Genomic DNA, 19,823 nt, shown 5'->3' on the forward strand with positions numbered 1-19,823 from the left:
GGCCCGTCTTTCCCATCCTCTTCAATCTCAAACGCTCGGTACCTGACGGTCTGATGGACCCGGGGGATAAGTCCGTGGACGCAGCGCTCATGCAGACAGTGGTGGCGCGTTTCACCGCGCAGGCGTCCCGGACGCCTGACGCCGAGGCGGTCCGGTTCGAAGGCGCGGGGCTGACGTACGCGGCGCTGGACCGTCGCTCCAACCAGCTCGCGCACCACCTGCGGGGCCTGGGCGTCACCACGGACGTGCTCGTGGGCGTGTGCCTGGAGCGCTCGGTGGAGATGGTGGTGGCGGTGCTGGCCGTGCTCAAGGCAGGCGGCGCATATCTGCCATTGGACCCGGCCTATCCCGCGCCACGTCTGGCTTTCATGTTGGAGGACGCGAAGGCGCCGGTGCTGCTCACCCAGGCGAAGCTGCGCGCGGGGCTGCCTGCCTTCGCGGGCCCGGTGCTGTGCCTGGATGAGTCCCCTGCCCTCTTCGCTCCGGAGGCACCGGCATCACCGGTGGACGTGTCGAGCCTGGAGGGGCTGGCCTACGCCATCTACACGTCCGGCTCCACGGGCACGCCCAAGGGCGTGGCCATGGGACACCGGCCGCTCGCCAACCTCATCGCATGGCAGCTGGAGCAGTCCATCGCGGGGCCGGGCACGCGCACGCTGCAGTTCTCCCCGCTGTCCTTCGACGTGTCGTTCCAGGAGCTGTTCGGCACCTGGTGCTCCGGCGGAACGCTGGTGCTGGTGCGGGACGCGCTGCGGCTGGACGCCGTGCTGCTGTTGCAGCTGTTGGCGGACGAGCGCGTGGAGCGGCTGTTCCTGCCCTTCATCGCGCTGCAGAACCTGGCGGAGATCGCCACCTCGCACCAGAAGGTGCCGCCGGCCCTGCGCGAGGTCGTCACCGCGGGCGAGCAGCTCCAGGTGACGCACCACCTGCGCGCGTTCTTCGCCGCGCTGCCGGGCTGCGCGCTGCACAACCACTACGGCCCGTCGGAGACGCACGTCGTCTCCAGCTACGTGCTCCGGGGCTCGCCCGACACGTGGCCCGCGCTGCCGCCCATTGGCAAGGCGGTGGACGGCTGCGAGCTGCTGGTGCTGGACGAGCAGAAGAAGCCCATGCCGCAGGGCGAGTCCGGCGAGCTGTTCCTCGCGGGCGTGTGCCTGGCGAAGGGCTACCTGCACCGCGAGGCGCTGACGGCGGAGCGCTTCGTGCCGCACCCGCTCAAGCCCGGCACCAGCGAGCGCGCCTACAAGACGGGCGACCTGGCGCGCGTGCTGCCGGACGGCAACGTGGAGTTCCTGGGCCGCATCGACGGCCAGGTGAAGGTGCGCGGCTACCGCATCGAGCTGGGCGAGATTGAAGTCGCGCTGGGCAGCCACCCGGCGGTGAAGCAGGTGGCGGTGGTGGCCCGTGAGGACGTGCCCGGCGACAAGCGGCTGGTGGCCTACGTCGTCCCGGACGGCACGCTGGAGCACGCGGCCGGGACGCTGCGGCGCCACCTGTCCACGCGGGTGCCGGACTACATGGTGCCGTCCGCGTTCGTGGTGATGGACGCCCTGCCGCGCACGCCCAGCGGGAAGATTGACCGCCGGGGCCTGCCCGCCCCGCTGCCCACGCGGCCGGAGCTGCAGCAGGCGTTCGTCGCGCCGCGCTCGCCGCTGGAGCGCACGATCGCGGACGCGTGGGCGCAGCTCTTGCGCATCGACCGGGTGGGCGTGCACGACAGCTTCTTCGAGCTGGGTGGCAACTCGCTGCTCGCGCTCCAGTGCGTGGCGCGGCTGAGGCAGGCGCACGGGCTGGAGATCCCCATCGTCCAGCTGTTCCAGTCCCCCACGGTGGCGCAGCTGGCGGCGGTGCTGACGGGGGATGCGTCGCGTCCGTCGCTCAAGCAGCTGGCGGAGGCGCGGCAGGCGAAGCGTCAGCAGGCGGCGGGTGGCGCGGAGCCGGTGGCCATCATCGGCATGGCGGGCCGCTTCCCGGGCGCGCCCGACATCGAGACGTTCTGGAAGAACCTGGTGGGCGGCGTGGAGTCCGTCGCCACCTTCACGCGTGAGGAAGTGGACCCGTCCGTGTCCGCCGCCGAGCGCGACGCCCCCGAGTACGTGCGGGCGCGCGGCACCCTGGAGGGCGTGGAGCTGTTCGACGCGGCCTTCTTCGGCATCATGCCGAAGGAAGCGCAGGTGATGGATCCGCAGCAGCGCCTGTTCCTGGAGACGGCATGGGAGGCGCTGGAGTCCGCCGGCTGCGTGCCGGAGACGTCCCCCGGCCTCATCGGCGTCTTCGCGGGCACGCACAACAACAGCTACCAGCCGCTCCACGTGCTGCCCCGGCAGGACATCGTGGGCCGGGTGGGCGCCTTCCAGGCGATGGTGGCCAACGAGAAGGACTACGTGGCGACCCGCGTCGCGCACAAGTTGGACCTGCGCGGGCCCGCGCTGTCGCTCAACACCGCGTGCTCCACGTCGCTCGTCGCGGTAGCGCAGGCCTTCTGGGCGCTCCAGACGCACCAGTGCGATGTGGCACTGGCGGGCGGCGCGTCCGTGACGGTGCCCCAGAAGTCCGGCCACCTGTACCAGGAGGGCGGCATGCTCTCCCAGGACGGGCACTGCCGCCCCTTCGACGCGAACGCCACCGGCACCCTCTTCAGCGACGGCCTGGGCGCGGTGGTGCTCAAGCGCCTGTCGGACGCGCAGGCGGACGGCGACGTCATCCACGCGGTGCTGCGCGGCGTGGGCATCAACAACGACGGCGCGGCCAAGGTGAGCTTCGCGGCGCCGGGCGTGGAGGGCCAGGCCACCGCCATCGCGACGGCGCACGCGAACGCGGGCATCGACCCTCGCACCATCCGCTACGTGGAGGCGCACGGCACGGCGACGCCGCTGGGTGACCCCATCGAGGTGGAGGCGCTGTCGCAGGCATTCCGCGCGCATACGGCGGACACGGGCTTCTGCGCCATCGGTTCGGTGAAGAGCAACTTCGGCCACCTCACCGCCGCGGCTGGCGTGGCGGGCCTGTTGAAGACGGTGCTCGCGCTGAAGCACCGCGAGCTGCCGCCGACGCTTCACTTCCAGACACCCAACCCGAAGATCGACTTCCCACGCAGCCCCTTCTTCGTTCAGGCGAAGCGCTCCGCGTGGCCGGAGGGCACCGGCCCCCTGCGCGCGGGCGTGAGCTCGTTCGGCGTGGGCGGCACCAACGCGCACGTCGTGGTGGAGGAGGCTCCCGAGCGGCCGGCCTCCGGCCCGTCGAAGCCGCGCCAGTTGCTGACGCTGTCGGCGAAGACGCCCGCGGCCGTGGCGCAGGCGGCGCTGCGGCTGGCCGCGCACCTCCAGGCGCATCCGGAGGACTCGCTCGCGGACGTGGCTCACACGCTGGCCACGGGCCGCAAGGCGTTCCCGTTCCGCCGCGCCGTGGTGGCGGGCACCCATGAGGAAGCGGTGCGAGCGCTGACTGCGGCCGAACCGGAGGCCTCCGCGCTGGAGTCCACGCCGCCCGTCGCGTTCCTCTTCCCGGGTCAGGGCTCGCAGCATCCGGACATGGCGCACGGGCTGTACCGCCACGCGCCGGCCTTCCGCGCCACGGTGGATGCGTGCGCGGAGGTGCTCAAGCCGCTGCTCGGGCGCGACCTGCGCGAGGTGCTCTTCCCGAAGGACCCGGAGTCTCCCGAGGCCGCGGAGACGCTGCGCCAGACGTCGTTCGCGCAGGCGGCCCTCTTCACGGTGGAGTACGCACTCGCGCAGCTCTGGTGGAGCTGGGGCGTGCGGCCGGGCGCGCTCGTGGGCCACAGCGTGGGCGAGTTCGTCGCCGCGTGCCTCGCGGGTGTCTTCACACTGGAGGACGCGCTGCACCTGGTGGCGAAGCGCGGCCAGCTGATGCAGGCGCAGGCGCCGGGCAGCATGCTGTCGGTGCGCCTGTCCGCCGAAGCAGTGGCGCCGCGACTGACGGACGGATTGGCCATCGCGTCGGACAACGGGCCCCGCCTGTGCGTGGTGTCCGGGCCCACGGAGGCCGTGCAGCGGCTGCAGGCCGCGCTGGAGGCGGAGGGCACCGCGTGCCGGATGCTCCAGACGTCGCACGCGTTCCACTCGCCGATGATGGAAGCCGCGGTGGCGCCATTCCTGGAGACGGTGAAGGGCATGCGCCTGTCCGCACCGCGCATCCCCATCGTCTCCACCGCGACGGGCACGTGGCTGAAGGACTCCGAGGCGACGTCCCCTGAGTACTGGGCGCGGCACCTGCGCGACACGGTCCGCTTCTCCCCCGCGCTGCGCACGCTCTGGGACAAGGGCGACCACCTGATGTTGGAGGTGGGCCCGCGCGTGACGCTCGCCACGCTGGCGCGGCAGCAGGCCTCGGCCGACCAGCGCTCGCGGGTGTTCGCCTCCCTGGGCGAGTCCACCGGTGATGCCGCAGACTGGACCGCCCTCCTGACCGCCGCGGGCCAGCTCTGGCGCCGGGGCGTGGCCCTGGACTGGCGGGCCTTCCACGCCGACGAGCAGCGCCAGCGCGTCACCCTTCCTACGTATCCCTTCCAGCGGCAGCGCCACTGGATCGACCTCGAGCGGGCGCCCGTGCCCGCGCCTACCCTGTCCACCGGAGTCGCCGTGAGTCCCGCCCCTGTTCCCCGTGCCGAGCGTCTTGTCCCCACCCTGCGCAACCTGTTCGAGGAGCTGAGCGGCCTGGAGCTGGCCGACGCGGATCCGGGCGCGAGCTTCCTGGAGCTGGGGCTGGACTCGCTGGTGCTCACGCAGGCGGCGCTCGCGGTGCAGAAGCAGTTCGGCGTGAAGGTGACGTTCCGGCAGCTGTTGGAAGAGGTCGCGTCGCTGGGACAGCTCGCCGCGTACCTCGACGGCCGCATGCCGCAAGAGGCCGCGCCCGCCCCGGTGGCCGCCGCGCCGGCCGCGCAGATGACCGCGAACATCCTCGGTCAGCCGCAGGCCGCTCCGTCCGCGGGCACCGCGTTCCCGGCCCAGGGGGCTCCGGCTGTCGCTGCCATCCCCGCGCAGTTCGCCTCCGCCGGTGCCGCGTTCCAGGCCCAGGCGATGGCCGCGCCCGCCGGGAGCCTTCAGGCGGTCGTCGCGCAGCAGCTCTGGCTGATGACCCAGCAGCTCGCGCTCCTGTCCGGTCAGCCCGCGCAGGCCGTGGCCCCGCAGGCCTTCGCGCCGGCGCCCATCGCGCAGCCGCAGCCCGCGCCGGCCCCCGCCGCGCAGCCGCAGGCCGCCCAGCCCGCCGCTCCCGCTCCGGCCGCCGCGCCGGATGAGGCCGACCTCAAGGGCCCGGTGAAGTACGACGTGAAGAAGGCCTTCGGCGCCATCGCGCGCATCAGCCTGGCGCCGAAGGACTCGCTCACGCCCCGCCAGCAGACGTTCCTGGAGGACTTCACCCGCCGCTACAACGCGAAGACGCAGGGCTCCAAGCGCTACGCCCAGGACAACCGGAACCAGCTGTCGGATCCGCGCGTGGTGACCGGCTTCCGCCCGCTGCTCAAGGAGCTCATCTACCCGCTGGCCGTGAACCGCTCCAAGGGCTCCAAGCTCTGGGACATGGACGGCAACGAGTACCTGGACGCGCTCAACGGCTTCGGGTCCGTGATGTTCGGCCACGCGCCGGACTTCATCACCCAGGCCGTGCACAAGCAGGTGGACGACGGCTACGAACTGGGGCCCATGCACCCGCTGGCCGGCGAGGTCGCGAAGCTCGTCTGTGAATTCACCGGCGCGGACCGCGCGGCGCTCTGTAACACCGGCTCCGAGGCGGTGATGGGCGCGATGCGAATCGCCCGCACCGTCACGGGCCGCAGCACCATCGCCATCTTCAGCGGCAGCTACCACGGCATCTTCGACGAGGTGCTGGTGCGCGGCACCAAGAGCCTGCGCACCGTGCCGGCCGCTCCGGGCATCATGGCGGGCGCGGTGCAGGACGTGCTGGTGCTGGACTACGGCACGCCGGAGTCGCTCGAAATCCTGCGCGCCCGCGCGGACTCGCTGGCCGCCATCATGGTGGAGCCCGTGCAGAGCCGCCGCCCGGACTTCCAGCCGCGCGAGTTCCTGCACCAGCTGCGCGACCTCACCCAGAAGTCCGGCTCCGTCTACATCTTCGACGAGGTCATCACCGGCTTCCGCATGCACCCGGGCGGCGCCCAGTCCATCTTCGGCGTCCAGGCGGACGTGGCCACCTACGGCAAGGTCGTGGGCGGCGGCATGCCCATTGGCGTCATCGCGGGCAAGCGCCCGTTCATGGACGCGCTGGACGGCGGCCACTGGCAGTTCGGCGACGACTCCGTGCCCACGGTGGGCGTGACGTACTTCGCGGGCACGTTCGTGCGCCACCCGCTGGCGCTCGCCGCCGCGAAGGCCGCGCTGGAGCACATGAAGGCCGCGGGCCCGGAGCTGCAGCGCAGCGTGAGCGCCAAGGCGGACACGCTCGCCACCACGCTCAACGCGTTCTTCGACGAGGTGGGCGCCCCGCTGCGCATCAAGCACTTCGGGTCGCTGTGGAAGACGTTCGTCACGGGGGACGCCGCGAACGCGGACCTGCTGTTCTGCCTGCTGCGCGACAAGGGCATCCACATCTGGGATGGCTTCCCGTGCTTCTTCACCACGGCGCACTCGGACGCGGACCTGCAGCGTCTCATCACCGCGTTCCAGGACAGCGTCACGGAGCTGCAGGACGCGGGCTTCCTGCCCGGCACGGCCCGCGCCCAGGCGCAGGCCCCCGCCGCCTTCGATTCCAACCAGCCCCCCGTCCCCGGCGCCCGCCTGGGGCGTGATCCGCAGGGCAACCCTGCCTGGTTCGTCCCGCACCCCACGGTGCCCGGCAAGTTCGTCAAGCTGAGCGAGACCCGATGAAGACCCCCGCGACCCCGATTCAGGACCTGCCCGAGGATTTCGACCCGTTCGCCGGGCCCGCGCTGCTGCTCACCGCGCCATCCACCGAGCCCCAGCGCGAGGTGTGGACCGGCGTGCAGATGGGCCCGGACGCGTCGTGCGCCTTCAACGAGTCCATGTCCGTGCGGCTGCACGGCCCGCTGATCGTCGAGTCCCTGCGCGCCGCGCTCCAGGACCTGAGCGAGCGGCACGAAGCGCTGCGCACCACGTTCAGCGCGGACGGCCTCACGCTGTGCGTGGCCGCCACCACGCCCTTCCCGCTGGAGGTGCTCGCGCTGGACGCGCTGCCGCCCTCCGAGCGCGACGCCCGCGTCCGCGAGCTCGTGGCCCAGGAGGTGGAGACGCCGCTGCCCCTGGAGTCAGGGCCGCTGCTGCGTCCGCGCCTGGCCCGGCTGTCCGCGGAAGAGCACCTGCTGACGCTGACCGCGCACCACATCGTGTGCGACGGCTGGTCCATGGCGGTGATGCTGCGCGACCTGGCGACGTTCTATTCGGCGCACGCGCGGCGCACCCCGCACACGCTGTCGCCCGCGCCCACGTTCAGCGACTACGCCCGCGCGCAGGCCCAACTGGCCACGACGCCGGAGTACGCGGAGCACGAGCGCTATTGGCTGAAGCAGTTCTCCGGTTCGCTGCCGGTGCTGGAGCTGCCGTTGGACCGGCGCCGTCCGCCGTCGAAGACGTACAGCTCCCGGCGTGAGGACTACGTCCTGGAGCCCGCGCTCGTGGAGCAGCTCAAGCGCGTGGGCGCGAAGCACGGCGGCAGCTTCTTCACCACGCTGCTGGCGGGCTTCAAGGCGCTGCTGCACCGGCTGACGGGGCTGGAGGACGTGGTGGTGGCCATCCCCGCCGCGGGCCAGTCCGTGGCCGGCCTGAAGGACCTGGTGGGCCACTGCGTGAACGCGCTGCCCCTGCGCAGCAACGTCGCCGCGGAGGCGCCCTTCACGCAGGTGCTCAAGCAGCTGCGCACCACGATGCTCGATGCCTACGAGCACCAGGAGTACACGTTCGGCACGCTGCTCAAGCAGCTGGCGCTGCCGCGCGACCCCAGCCGCCTGCCGCTGGTGAACGTGCTGTTCAACGTGGACCAGGCCGTCACGGGCGAGCAGCTGGCGTTCCAGGGCCTCACCTGCACCCTGGCGAGCAACCCGCGCCACTACGAGAACTTCGACCTCTTCATCAACGCGGCCGAGGCCCATGGCCGCGTGGTGCTGGAGTGCCAGTACAACACCGACCTCTTCGATGGCTCCACGGTTCGCCGCTGGATGTCATGTTACGAAGAATTGCTGCGGGGCGTGGTCGCCGACGCGGAGGCGCCCGTTTCGCGCCTGCCGCTGCTGCCCGCCGCGGAGAAGCAGCGCGTGCTGGTGGACTGGAACGCGACGGAGAAGCCGTTCGACCGTCAGGCCTTCGTCCACACGCTGGTGGCCGCCCAGGCCCAGGCCACGCCGGACGCGGTGGCCCTGCGCTCCGGGGACGTGACGCTCACGTACCAGCAGCTGATCCAGCGCGCCCATCAGGTGGCGAACGCGCTGAAGCATGAGGGCGTCGCGGCCGGAAGCCTCGTCGGCCTCTTCACGAATCGCGGCGCGGACATGGTCGTGGGCCTGCTGGGCATCCTCGAAGCGGGTGCTGGCTATGTCCCGCTCGATCCCGGCTTCCCGCCGGAGCGTCTGGCCTTCATGGTCGAGGACGCGAAGCTCTCCACCATCCTCACGCAGCAGGCCCTGGTGGCGTCCCTGCCCTCCACGAGCGTGAAGCCCCTGCTCATCGAGGACACGGCCTCGCAGCCCGATTCCGCGCTGCCTGCGCAGGACGTCTCGCCGGAGGCCGTGGCGTACGTCATCTACACGTCGGGTTCGACGGGTAAGCCCAAGGGCGTGCGCGTCCCGCACCGCGCGGTGGTGAACTTCCTGGGCACCATGCAGGAGGCCCCCAGCCTCTCTGCCCAGGACGTGCTGCTGGCCGTCACCACGCTCTCCTTCGACATCGCCGTGCTGGAGCTGCTGCTGCCCCTCTCCACCGGTGCCCAGGTGGTGCTCGCCTCCCGTGACACGGCTTCCGACGGTGCGCTCCTCAAGGCCGCGCTGGAGTCCAACGCCGTCACCGTCATGCAGGCCACGCCCTCCACCTGGCGCCTCCTGCTGGAGGCCGGCTGGCAGCCGCGGCCCGGCTTCAAGGCCCTCGTCGGTGGCGAGGCCCTTCCTCGCGAGCTGGCTGAGTCGCTCCTCGCTCGCGTCGGCAGCCTGTGGAACATGTACGGCCCCACGGAGACCACCGTCTGGTCCACCACCTGGCGCGTGCAGCCTCCCCTCTCCTCCATCCGCATCGGCCGCCCCATCGCCAACACCCAGCTCTACCTCCTCGATGCGCACCTGGCCCCCGTGCCGGTGGGTGTCGCGGGCGAGCTGTACATCGGCGGCGACGGCGTGACGCTCGGCTACCTCCACCGCCCGGAGTTGACGCAGGAGCGCTTCCTGCCCAACCCCTTCCGTGCTGGCGAGCGCATGTACCGCACGGGCGATTTGGCCCGGTGGCTGGCCGACGGCACCGTCGAGTACCTGGGCCGCAATGACTCGCAGGTGAAGCTGCGCGGCTTCCGTATCGAGCTGGGCGAAGTCGAGGCGGCGCTTGCCTCGCACCCGTCCCTGGCCCAGGCCGTCGCCCTCGTTCGCGAGGACCGCCCCGGTGACCGCCGCCTTGTCGCGTATCTCATCGCGCGGCCCGGCCAGGCGATTCCGGCGGACGAAGCCCTGCGCGCGCACCTCAAGCAGGGGCTGCCGGAGTACATGGTGCCGCAGCACTTCGTGGCCCTGCCCGCGCTGCCGCTCACGCCGAACGGCAAGGTGGACCGCAAGGCCCTGCCTTCGCCGCAGGTGGAGTCGCAGGAGGACGCCTTCATCGCTCCTCGCGACGAGACGGAGCAGAAGCTCGCGGCCATCTTCGCGGACGTGCTGGGGCTGCGCCGGGTGAGCGTCACGGCGGACTTCTTCCGTCTGGGCGGCCACTCGCTGCTGGCGTCGCAGGCCCTCACGCGCGCGAGCCGCGACCTGGACGTCAGCCTCACGCTGCGCCGCATGTTCGAAGCGCCCACCGTGGAGAAGCTGGCCCGGCTGGTGCGCGGCGACGACGGAGCCACCAGCCCCGCTCAGCGCATCTCCCCCCGCGCTGGCACCGCGCCCGCGCCGCTGTCCCTCATGCAGCAGCGGCTGTGGTTCCTGGAGCAGCTCAACCCGGGCACTGCCGTCTACAACCTGCCCTCCGCGTTCCGCCTGCACGGCGCGCTGGACGTGGGCGCGCTGCGCTTCAGCTTCAACAAGCTGATGGAGCGCCAGTCGTCCCTGCGCACCTTCGTGCGGTGGGACGAGGGCACGCCGGTGCAGCACGTGGCCCCGTCCCTGACGGTGGAGCTGGAGCCGGTGGACCTGGAGCCCGTCCCCGCGCACACGCGCGAGGAGGACCTGCTGCGCCGCCTTCAGGCGCTGGCGGACGAGTCCATTCCCATCACCGCCGCGCCGCTGTTCCGGCTGACGCTGTTCCGGCTGGGCGCCAACGAGCACGTCCTCTTCTTCATGCCCCATCACCTCATCTGGGATGGGTGGTCGTTCGACGTGTTCCTGCGCGAGCTGGACGTCATCTACTCCGCGCTCACCCGGGGCCAGGAGCCCAAGCTCCCCACCCTGCCCATCCAGTACGCGGACTTCACCGAGTGGCACCGCAACTGGCTCCAGGGCGAGGAGCTGGAGCGGCAGGCGCGCTACTGGAAGGGGAAGCTCTCCGGGAACCTGCCCGCGCTGGAGCTGCCCACGGACAAGCCGCGCCCCGCGCAGATGAGCCTCAAGGGCGGGACTGAGCCCTTCGTCCTCACCGGCGCGGAGGTGGCCGCCCTCACGAAGCTGGGCCGCGAGTCCAACGCGACGCTGTACATGGTGCTGCTCACGGCGTTCAAGACGCTGCTGCACCGCTACAGCGGCCAGGAGGACCTGGTCGTGGGCACGCCCATCCGGGGCCGCTCGCATCCGGAGGTCGAGGACCTGCTGGGCTTCTTCGTCAACACGCTCGTCCTGCGCACGCAGTTGGCGCCGGAGCAGACGTTCCGGCAGCTGCTGGAGCGCGTGCGCACCACGTGCATGGAGGCCTTCGGCCACCAGGACATGCCCATCGAGCTGCTGATGCAGCAACTGGGCGTGCAGCGCGACCTGAGCCGCACGCCGCTGTTCCAGACGTTCTTCACCTTCCAGGACGTCCGCAACCGCGGCGCCAGCCTGGGAGACCTCACCTACGGCCAGGTGCACGTGCACGCGCACGCGACGCCGCTGGACCTGAGCTTCTGGGTGAAGGAGACGGCGAACGGCATCGTCGGCGGCATGGACTACAACACCGACCTGTTCGAGCGGGACACCGTCGTCCGCATGCTCGAGCAGATCCGCACGCTGCTGCGCGCCGCGGTGTCCGACGCGGAGGTGCCGGTGTCGCGCATGCCGCTGCTGCCCGAGTCGGAGAAGCAGCGCGTGCTGGTGGACTGGAACGCGACGGAGAAGCCGTTCGACCGTCAGGCCTTCGTCCACACGCTGGTGGCCGCCCAGGCCCGGGCCACGCCCGACGCGGTGGCGCTGCGCTCCGGCGCCGTGACGCTCACGTACCAGCAGCTGATCCAGCGCAGCCACCAGGTGGCGAACGCGCTCAAGCAGGAGGGCGTCACCGCCGGAAGCCTCGTCGGCCTCTTCACCGAGCGCGGTCCGGACATGGTGGTGGGCCTGCTGGGCATCCTCGAAGCGGGCGCGGGTTACGTCCCGCTCGACCCCGGCTTCCCGCCGGAGCGTCTGGCCTTCATGGTCGAGGACGCGCAGCTCTCGCTCGTGCTCACCCAGCGCGCGCTCCAGAGCACCCTGCCCTCCACCACGGCGAAGTCCCTCTTCGTCGAGGACACCACGTCGCAGGCGGACACGGCCCCCGAGGTTCCCGCCGTCACGCCGGAAGCCGTGGCGTACGTCATCTACACGTCGGGTTCGACGGGCAAGCCCAAGGGCGTGCGCGTCCCGCACCGCGCGGTGGTGAACTTCCTGGGCACCATGCAGGAGGCCCCCAGCCTCTCTGCCCAGGACGTACTGCTGGCCGTCACCACGCTCTCCTTCGACATCGCCGTGCTGGAGCTGCTGCTGCCCCTCTCCACCGGTGCCCAGGTGGTGCTCGCCTCTCGTGACACAGCGTCCGACGGTGCGCTCCTCAAGGCCGCGCTGGAGTCCAACGCCGTCACCGTCATGCAGGCCACGCCCTCCACCTGGCGCCTCCTGCTGGAGGCCGGCTGGCAGCCGCGCCCCGGCTTCAAGGCCCTCGTCGGTGGCGAGGCCCTTCCCCGCGAGCTGGCCGAGTCGCTCCTCGCCCGCGTCGGCAGCCTGTGGAACATGTACGGCCCCACGGAGACCACCGTCTGGTCCACCACGTGGCGCGTGCAGCCTCCGCTCTCCTCCATCCGCATCGGCCGCCCCATCGCCAACACCCAGCTCTACCTCCTCGACTCTCACCTGGCCCCCGTGCCGGTGGGTGTCGCGGGCGAGCTGTACATCGGCGGCGACGGCGTGACGCTCGGCTACCTCCACCGCCCGGAGTTGACGCAGGAGCGCTTCCTGCCCAACCCCTTCCGCGCTGGCGAGCGGATGTACCGCACGGGCGATTTGGCCCGCTGGCTGGCCGACGGCACCGTCGAGTACCTGGGCCGCAATGACTCGCAGGTGAAGCTGCGTGGCTTCCGCATCGAGTTGGGCGAAGTCGAGGCGGCGCTTGCCTCGCATCCGTCCCTGGCCCAGGCCGTGGCCCTCGTTCGCGAGGACCGCCCCGGTGACCGCCGCCTTGTCTCGTACCTGGTGACGAAGCCGGGACAGGCCTACACGGACACGGAGCTGCGCAAGCACCTGCGCTCGCAGCTGCCGCAGTACATGGTGCCGCAGCACTTCGTGGAGATGGAGGCGCTGCCGCTCACGCCGAACGGCAAGGTGGACCGCAAGGCCCTGCCGCCTCCGGCGGGCACCACGCGTGCCGTCGAGGACGCCTTCGTCGCGCCGCGCACGCCGACGGAGCAGCACCTGGCGCGCATCTGGCGGGAGGTGCTCGGCATCGCGCAGGTGGGCGTGCACGACAACTTCTTCAACATCGGCGGGCACTCACTCCTGTCCTTCCAGGTGGTGATGCGCGTCAAGAAGGAGCTGAACCAGGAGCTGCACCCGCGCACGCTCCTGCTCAACACGCTGGAGCAGGTGGCCTCGCAGCTGGCGCCCGCGGCGGCGGCTCCCACGCCCGCCGTCAGGACGCAGCCCGTCATGCCGCCAAAGACTGCCACTCCGGAGACTTCTGTTCCCCTGGCGCAACGCTTGTTCAATAAGCTGAAGGGGAAACTGCCGGGACGCTCGGACTGAGCGGCCCTTTGAGGAGAATGGTCAGACCGTGACGCCCTGTTTCTTCGGCACCTCCGAACGACAGCTCTTTGGCATGCACCACCCCGCGCAGGGCGCCGAGCGCTCCACCGGGGTGGTGCTCTGCTACCCCGCCGCGCAGGAGTACATGTTGACGCACTGGGCCTTCCGGAAGCTGGCCGGGATGCTCGCGCGCGAGGGCTTCCACGTCTTCCGCTTCGACTACTACGGAACGGGGGACTCGGCCGGCGAGGTCCACGAGGGCCGGGTGGCCACGTGGGTCCACGACATCCGCAACGCCGTCAATGAGTTGCAGGACGTGACGGGCGTGCAGCGCGTGGCGCTCGTGGGCCTGCGGCTGGGCGCGGCGCTCGCGGTGCGCGCCGCCTTGGAAGGGCTGTCCACCGCCGCGCTCGTGCTCTGGGAGCCCCTGGTGGAGGGCGAGGCCTGGCTCCGGGAGCTGGAGCTGCTCCAGGCGCGCCGGGACACCCGCACGCTCTTCCCGCGGCCTGAAAGCCCGCTGGAGGTGCGTGAGGAGCTGCTCGGCTTCCCGTTCCCCCGCGCCCTGCGCGACGACATCCTCTCGCTGGACCTGGCCGCGCTGCCCGCGTGGCCGTCAACGCGCACGCACCTGGTGGCCAGCGCGCAGAAGCCCGAGTACCAGCGGCTCCAGGAGCACCTGGAGAAGACGGGCCTGCCCTTCCAGCACCACCTGGTGCCCGAGGAGGGCGCGGGCGGTCAGGAGTCCGCGCTGTTGTCCAACCGCATCCTGCAGACCATCACCACGCTGCTGAAGGAGGCCGCGTGATGCGCGAGCGCATCTGTACCTTTGGCCCCGAGCAGAGCCTCGTGGGCATCCTCACGGAACCGGACCCGGCGAAGGTCCTGCCGGAAGCGCCCGTGGTGGTGCTGTCCAACGTGGGCCTCAACCACCATGTGGGCCCATACCGGGTGTGGGTGGAGCTGGCGCGCCAGTTGGCGGGGCGCGGGTTCACCACGCTGCGCTTCGACCAGTCCGGACTGGGAGACAGCCGCCCCCGCCGCGAGGGCGGCGCCGACGAGTTCCAGCGCGCCCGCGAGGAGACGTGCGCGGCGCTCGACTACCTGGAGCAGAAGAAGGGCCAGAAGCGCTTCGTGCTGATGGGCCTGTGCTCCGGCGTGGACAGCGCGCACGCGGTGACGGTGGCGGATCCGCGAGTGGTGGGCGCGGCCTTCATCGACGGCTACACGTACCGCACGCTGGGCTACCACCTGCGCTTCCACCTGCGCTACCTGAGCCCCCGCCGGTGGACTCGCTTCCTGCGCAAGCGCAAGCTGCCCGCCCAGCTGCGAGAGGCCGGCGAGGCCGACGAGGTCTACACGCGCGAGTACCCGGAGCGCTCGCAGCTGACGCAGGACTACAAGCAGCTCATGGAGCGCGGCGTCAGCCTGTGCTTCGTGTTCTCCGGTGGCATGGGGCTGTCCTTCAACCACGAGGGCCAGTTCTACGAGATGCTCTCGCCGCTGAAGCTGGAGGGCCGCGTCACGTACGCCTTCTATCCGCGCGCGGACCACCTCTTCTCCGTGCCGGAGGACCGCGCGGAGCTCCTGCGCAAGCTCACCGCCTGGGCCGTGGGGACGGTGCCTCCGCGAGCACTGGCGGGCTGACGAGCGCCTGCTCGCCCGGCGAGCGGGGACGCGGCTGGGGGTCGGGTGTGCGTCAAGCGCTTGTTTCCCACCCGACGGTCGCCACCTTCGAAGCACACACGTTCTTCGAAGGAGCGCCACCCATGAAGCTCCCCCTGATGGCAGCACTGGCAACACTCGCCTTCTCCGGTCAGGCGTTCGCGCAGAGCCACACCGACCACGAGGCGCCGCCCATGCAGGAGCCGTCCACGGACGCGCCCCAGGACAGCGCGGAGCGCTGGGACAAGGCCACGGGCGGCTCGGGCTCGTCGGGCGTCCTGGCCCCGGATGACGACAGCGTCGTGGAACCGGACCGCGTCGACGAGGGCGTGGGTGGCTCCGGCTCCACCGAGCAGGGGAGCAACAGCACCAGCGATCACTCGTCCTCGGCGAAGCCGGGCACCCCGAACGCCGGCACCCCGGGCAACAAAGGGGCGAAGATGGAAGTGACGCCGCCGGCCTGGGACAAGAACAAGGAGATGGGCAGCCCCGTCAGCCCCACCACGGGCACCCCGCCGGTGGAAGGCAGCGCGGGCAACTGACGCGAAAAGGCAGGACCCGCCCGGCCGCGTCGTGACGGCCGGGCGAGCCGTGGCCTAGGTTCGGGGCCCATGCGCCAACGCTGGGTCCCGATCCTCGCGGGAGTATTCCTTCCGCTCGTCTTCATCCTGGTGCTGATGAGCCGGTCCGGCGTGGCGGAGACCAAGCCCCAGGCCTACGTCCCCGTGCGCGACGTCGCCCGCGAGCTCCCAACCGCCGACAAGGACTGGCGCGACCAACACTGCCAGGGAATCACGAGCAGTGCGTGGCGCCCCGGGGAGCGCCCAAACACCCTGGTCCAAGAAGAGAGCATCAACCTCAAGGCGCTCGCGACCTGTGAGCTGTACGTAGTCCGGGTGTTGAAGGTGCATGACCAGGGGGCGACCTTCACGCGCCCTCCACGCGTGGCCTTGACCGTGGAGCAGGTCATCCTCGGGGAGCCGCAGCCGCAGCCCCTCCCGGCCGTCTTCAGCGCGTCGCTCGGGGACCACTTCTGTGGCAATGGCGCCATGGAGGAAGCGCAGCAGCGGGCCCAGGAGCCAGCTCCAGGCCCCGCGCTCGGGGCACGGTTCATTGTCGCCGGCGGATGGAACCAGGCACGAACCTGGTTCGAGGTGACCTCCAGCAACCGCTGGCCCGTCACCGACACGAAGCTGGCGGACCTCGCGACGGCCCTGAAGACGGCGCGCGAGAAGGAGCCCGACTTCGACGTGCGCATCGAGAAGCGGCGGAAGGAAGACCTCGCCGCCCAGACCGACCCAGACCTCCTGCGGGCGGTGGATCAAGGGGACAGGGCCCGTGTCCAGGCAATGCTCGAAGGAGGCGCACGCCCGAACACGCGCGTTTACGCGGATTTCTCCGCACTGCAAAAGGCCGTGAAGCGCAAGGACGCACCCATGGTCGCGCTCCTCATGCGACACATGCCTCGGGACACCCAGGATCCCGAGGCATTGCGGCTGGCGCTGACGGACCTGGAGCTCGTGCGCACACTGCTGGAGGGGGGACTCTCCTGGAGGGGACGCGAGCGAAGCAACGGTCCGATGAACAATGCGGCCAGCATGGGTGCCTGTGAGGCATTGAGGCTCCTGCTCAAGGCGGGAGGGGACCCCAACACGGTGGGCCAGGACCAACAGACGGTGCTCCATGCCGCGACCCGGTCGACCCGGGGACTGCGGTGCGTTCCGCTCCTGCTGGAGGCGGGAGCCCGGGCGGAGGTTCCCACCCGGTATGGTTGGACGCCGTTGATCTACGCCGCCCACGAGAAATACTCGCCCGAGGCGGAACTCGCCATCCGGGCCCTGGTGGCGCACGGTGCGAAAGTGGATCGCAAGACGCCCGATGGGAAGGGCCTGCTCGAGGTCGCCCGGAAAAGCCCGGAGATGGTCACGCTGCTGCAAAGCCTGGGAGCCCGCTGAGCCGTCCCGGCTTCGCCAGACATCTCAATGGCAGACGGTACCGGCCGCCAGGGCCAAAGACCGTCCATACCCCTTGTGGGGGACAGACCTCCGGGCTTTCCAACCTGTAAGTCCTTGCATGGACTGGTTGGAAGGAGGCCCGTGGGATGAACTTTACCGCGCACGAACAGGTGCTCGTGCTCGAGCTGACCCGGGCACTCTCCAGCTCATTGGATTTGACCGAGGTCCTGGCCCGCGCCCAGGGAATCCTCACGCAGCTCCTGCCCTGCGACTACGCGGCCTTGTGCGTGTCGAGGCCGGAGCGGCCCGGGGACTATGAATGGATGGGGCTGGGGGCTCCGGGCATCCTCTTCGCGCACTACCCGGAGCTGGCCACGGTGGGCGTCGTGCGCGCCACGAACCAGGTGTCGAGCAAGGAATTGAAGCGCAATCTCCTGTACCTGCGCTGCCGCGAGATGGGGCTCCCCCTGGAGAACGTCCTGGCGGTGCTGCTGGAGCTGCGGCAGGACTGGCACGGCGGCTTCACGCTGTACCGTGAGCAGACCCTGCCCTTCTCCGAACGGGAACAGGACCTGCTGGAGGACCTGAAGCCCTACCTGGCGAACACGGTGCGCAACTGCCGGATGTTCGAGCACGAGGCGATGCGGGGAGATCTGCTGGACGCGCTCTTCCACCACCAGGGCGCCGAGTGCGTCGTGATGGATCCACCGGAGCACGAGAAGCTGAGGACCCCAGGAGCAACGGAGCTCCTGCGGCGCTGGTACCCGGAGGAGATGAAGGCGGATGACTCGCGCCTGCCCCAGGAGCTGCGCGAGCACCTGACGCGTCTCCAGACCCCAGGGATGAATCGGCTCCTGAGCGTGGACACCTGGACGCGCTCCGGACTGAAGCACGACCTGAAGGTGACGTTCGTGGAGCTGCCGGAGCAGCGCGGCCACCATCCATGGGTGCTGGTGTTGCAGGAGTGCTCGCGGGCCATCCCCATGCCGGAGCCCTGGCGCCAGAAGCTGTCCAGGCGCGAAGTGGAAGTGGTCCAGGGGGTCCTCTGCAACTGGACGAACGAGCTCATCGCCGAGGACCTGGGCCTGACGCTCAACACAGTGAAGACGCACCTGCGCAACATCTTCCCCAAGCTGGGCATCGAGAGCCGCACGGACCTCCTCTACCAGGCCGCCTGGAGGCAGAAGCCAGGGTGAGGAGGTCCCGGCGCGCGTGCTCAAGGCTCCCGGAAGAACTTCGGAAACAGCGTGCGCGTGGTGCGGGCGGAGAGGATGAGCGCGTTCTGTTCCGCCGGGGACGTGAGCTTGCGCAGCTCCGTCTCCAGGTCCGCCACGTGGTCGCCGTCCGCGGCGCCGTGGCCCTTGAGGAAGAGGACGGCCTTGTCGATGTTGGGGATGCCACTCTCCGCGATGAGCCGGTCCACGGAGCCCGGGGCCCGGTTCACGGACAGGTATTCCAGCACGTAGGCCGTGCCCAGGAACGCGGTGGGCACGCCCGACTGGGTGGTGAAGCGGTTCCACTCCACGTAGGCGCGCACGGCGGTGCAGATGGGCGCGCGCTCCACGCGCTCCTCGGTCCAGCCCAGGGCCTTCAGGTCCTTGAGCAACCACTGTTCATGGCCCCGCTCCTCGTGCGCCTTCTGGAACAGCAGCTCCGCGAGCGCGGGGTTGCGGCCCTCGCGGTGCACGCGCTCGCCGGACTCGGTGAAGAAACCCTCGCTCCAGCGCACGTACTGGTACGACTGGATGAGGTAGTAGACGTAGTCGTCCTGGCGGATGCGCCCCTCGAAGAGGCGCCGCACGCCCGGCGTCACGTCCAGCTCATGCACGAGCATCCGCGCCTCGTGCCGCAGGGAATCCAGCCAGTCCGTCTTCGCCGTCTGCTCATGCCTGGGCTGCTTGCACATACACGTCTCCTGACTGGGGCCCGTGAAGGCCCGGTGGGTGTTGCGTTGAGGGTGAAGGGGGAAGTGCGGAGCGCGCCGGACTGGGGTCAGGCGGCGTCGGCGTCCAGCGAGTCGAAGAGCTTCAGCGTCCGCCGCGGAATGTCATCCAGCGCGGCGACGAGCGGCACGGTGAAGCGGTTGAAGGCGGGATCGAAGTGCGGCGGTGCGATGAAGCGCGCACCCAGCTTGTCCGCGAACAACGACAGCACGGACGGCATGCGCAGGGCGGACAGGTGGCCCTGGCGGGCCTGGGTGCGCTGCTCCGCGGTGAGCCGGGCGGCCAGGGGTTCCGCGGGCGGCGGGGGAAACTCCCGGGTCCGTACGCGAAAGCCGTCGCTCACCCAGCCCTGGCGCGCGGCGGCGAGGAAGTAGAGGTCCGCCTCCTCCTGCGAGTCCGTCTCCATGTTGGCCGCGGCGATCCAATGGGTGACGCCACGCCGGCGGCTCTCGCGGTACAGGCCGGCTTGGAGACGCAGCACGGCGGAGTTCCGGTGGCTCCGGGTGACGCAGTAGCGAGTGGTCTCCGCGAACACGCGGCCCGGCGCGACGAGCTCCGACAGGTCGAGCTTCTTCTCGATGTCCAGCCCCACGAGGGTGTCCGCGAAGGCCGCCACCTCCGCGTTGGGCGTCAGCAGCCGGGCGGTCGCCACTGGTTCCGCGCCCGAGTAGACGACGACGTGGGAGGTGGTGCGGAGCGTGTCGAAGCAATCCGTTTCACGCGGGGCCCGAGGCCGCTTGGGCCCCAGCATCCGCATCTCCTCGCCAAAAACCCGGTAACGGATGCGGAGCGCGTCATCCAGTTCGCGCTGCGCTGTGGCGACACGGCAACTCAATGAAGGCATGGCGGGTCTCGCTTCCCCAGTGCTTGCCGGACTTGTGTGTCCGGCCCCGACCTTTCATTCGTCGCTGCCCGGCTGAGTGCGCTCACGGGTTGTCTTTTTTCATCGAGCCCGGCCAACCGCCCGCC

Annotated in this window: 9 protein-coding genes; 7 read left to right on the forward strand and 2 right to left on the reverse strand. The window is 70.6% G+C overall.

The features are described 5' to 3' along the window. Nucleotides 1–74 precede the first annotated feature (74 nt). From D7Y04_RS28330 to D7Y04_RS28360, 7 genes are all read left to right on the forward strand, one after another. The gene (locus D7Y04_RS28330) at nucleotides 75–6,842 is read left to right on the forward strand and encodes a polyketide synthase (RefSeq protein ID WP_199749744.1); all 6,768 of its coding nucleotides are present in this window, start codon (nucleotides 75–77) and stop codon (nucleotides 6,840–6,842) included. Beyond that, nucleotides 6,839–13,294, forward strand: a complete 6,456-nt coding sequence (locus D7Y04_RS28335; RefSeq protein WP_121761286.1) for a non-ribosomal peptide synthetase — start codon at nucleotides 6,839–6,841, stop codon at nucleotides 13,292–13,294. Before D7Y04_RS28330 ends, D7Y04_RS28335 begins: the two co-directional genes overlap by 4 nt. A gap of 28 nt (nucleotides 13,295–13,322) precedes the next feature. After that, entirely contained in the window at nucleotides 13,323–14,099 is a 777-nt protein-coding gene (locus tag D7Y04_RS28340; protein ID WP_121761287.1) for an alpha/beta fold hydrolase, read from the forward strand. Beyond that, the gene (locus D7Y04_RS28345; RefSeq protein WP_120595094.1) at nucleotides 14,099–14,938 is read left to right on the forward strand and encodes an alpha/beta fold hydrolase; all 840 of its coding nucleotides are present in this window, start codon (nucleotides 14,099–14,101) and stop codon (nucleotides 14,936–14,938) included. The genes D7Y04_RS28340 and D7Y04_RS28345 overlap by 1 nt, the downstream gene beginning before the upstream one ends. A gap of 122 nt (nucleotides 14,939–15,060) precedes the next feature. Then, on the forward strand, nucleotides 15,061–15,498 hold the full coding sequence (locus D7Y04_RS28350; protein WP_121761288.1) for a hypothetical protein: 438 nt from the start codon (nucleotides 15,061–15,063) through the stop codon (nucleotides 15,496–15,498). Nucleotides 15,499–15,567: 69 nt separating this feature from the next. Continuing rightward, the gene (locus D7Y04_RS28355) at nucleotides 15,568–16,911 is read left to right on the forward strand and encodes an ankyrin repeat domain-containing protein (protein ID WP_121761289.1); all 1,344 of its coding nucleotides are present in this window, start codon (nucleotides 15,568–15,570) and stop codon (nucleotides 16,909–16,911) included. A 146-nt stretch (nucleotides 16,912–17,057) separates the two neighbouring features. Further along, complete coding sequence (locus D7Y04_RS28360; protein ID WP_120595096.1) at nucleotides 17,058–18,107, forward strand: LuxR C-terminal-related transcriptional regulator; 1,050 nt, start codon at nucleotides 17,058–17,060, stop codon at nucleotides 18,105–18,107. 20 nt (nucleotides 18,108–18,127) lie between these two features. On the opposite strand, the gene D7Y04_RS28365 is transcribed toward D7Y04_RS28360, so the two are convergent. Continuing rightward, the gene (locus tag D7Y04_RS28365; protein WP_121761290.1) at nucleotides 18,128–18,817 is read right to left on the reverse strand and encodes an iron-containing redox enzyme family protein; all 690 of its coding nucleotides are present in this window, start codon (nucleotides 18,815–18,817) and stop codon (nucleotides 18,128–18,130) included. Between the two features lie 86 nt (nucleotides 18,818–18,903). Next, nucleotides 18,904–19,698 (reverse strand): GNAT family N-acetyltransferase, encoded by a 795-nt coding sequence (locus tag D7Y04_RS28370; RefSeq protein WP_121761291.1) that lies wholly within the window; start codon nucleotides 19,696–19,698, stop codon nucleotides 18,904–18,906. Nucleotides 19,699–19,823 lie beyond the last annotated feature (125 nt).

It is taken from the genome of Corallococcus sp. AB038B (assembly GCF_003668955.1).
In the GTDB taxonomy this organism is placed as follows: Bacteria; Myxococcota; Myxococcia; order Myxococcales; family Myxococcaceae; genus Corallococcus; species Corallococcus exiguus.

Excerpts from the sequence above, each read along its gene's own strand:
- D7Y04_RS28335 (WP_121761286.1), top strand. The coding sequence starts at position 6,839 with ATGAAGACCCCCGCGACCCCGATTCAGGACCTGCCCGAGGATTTCGAC.
- D7Y04_RS28345 (WP_120595094.1), top strand. The coding sequence starts at position 14,099 with ATGCGCGAGCGCATCTGTACCTTTGGCCCCGAGCAGAGCCTCGTGGGC.
- D7Y04_RS28350 (WP_121761288.1), top strand. The coding sequence starts at position 15,061 with ATGAAGCTCCCCCTGATGGCAGCACTGGCAACACTCGCCTTCTCCGGT.
- D7Y04_RS28355 (WP_121761289.1), top strand. The coding sequence starts at position 15,568 with ATGCGCCAACGCTGGGTCCCGATCCTCGCGGGAGTATTCCTTCCGCTC.
- D7Y04_RS28360 (WP_120595096.1), top strand. The coding sequence starts at position 17,058 with ATGAACTTTACCGCGCACGAACAGGTGCTCGTGCTCGAGCTGACCCGG.
- D7Y04_RS28365 (WP_121761290.1), bottom strand. The coding sequence starts at position 18,817 with ATGTGCAAGCAGCCCAGGCATGAGCAGACGGCGAAGACGGACTGGCTG.
- D7Y04_RS28370 (WP_121761291.1), bottom strand. The coding sequence starts at position 19,698 with ATGCCTTCATTGAGTTGCCGTGTCGCCACAGCGCAGCGCGAACTGGAT.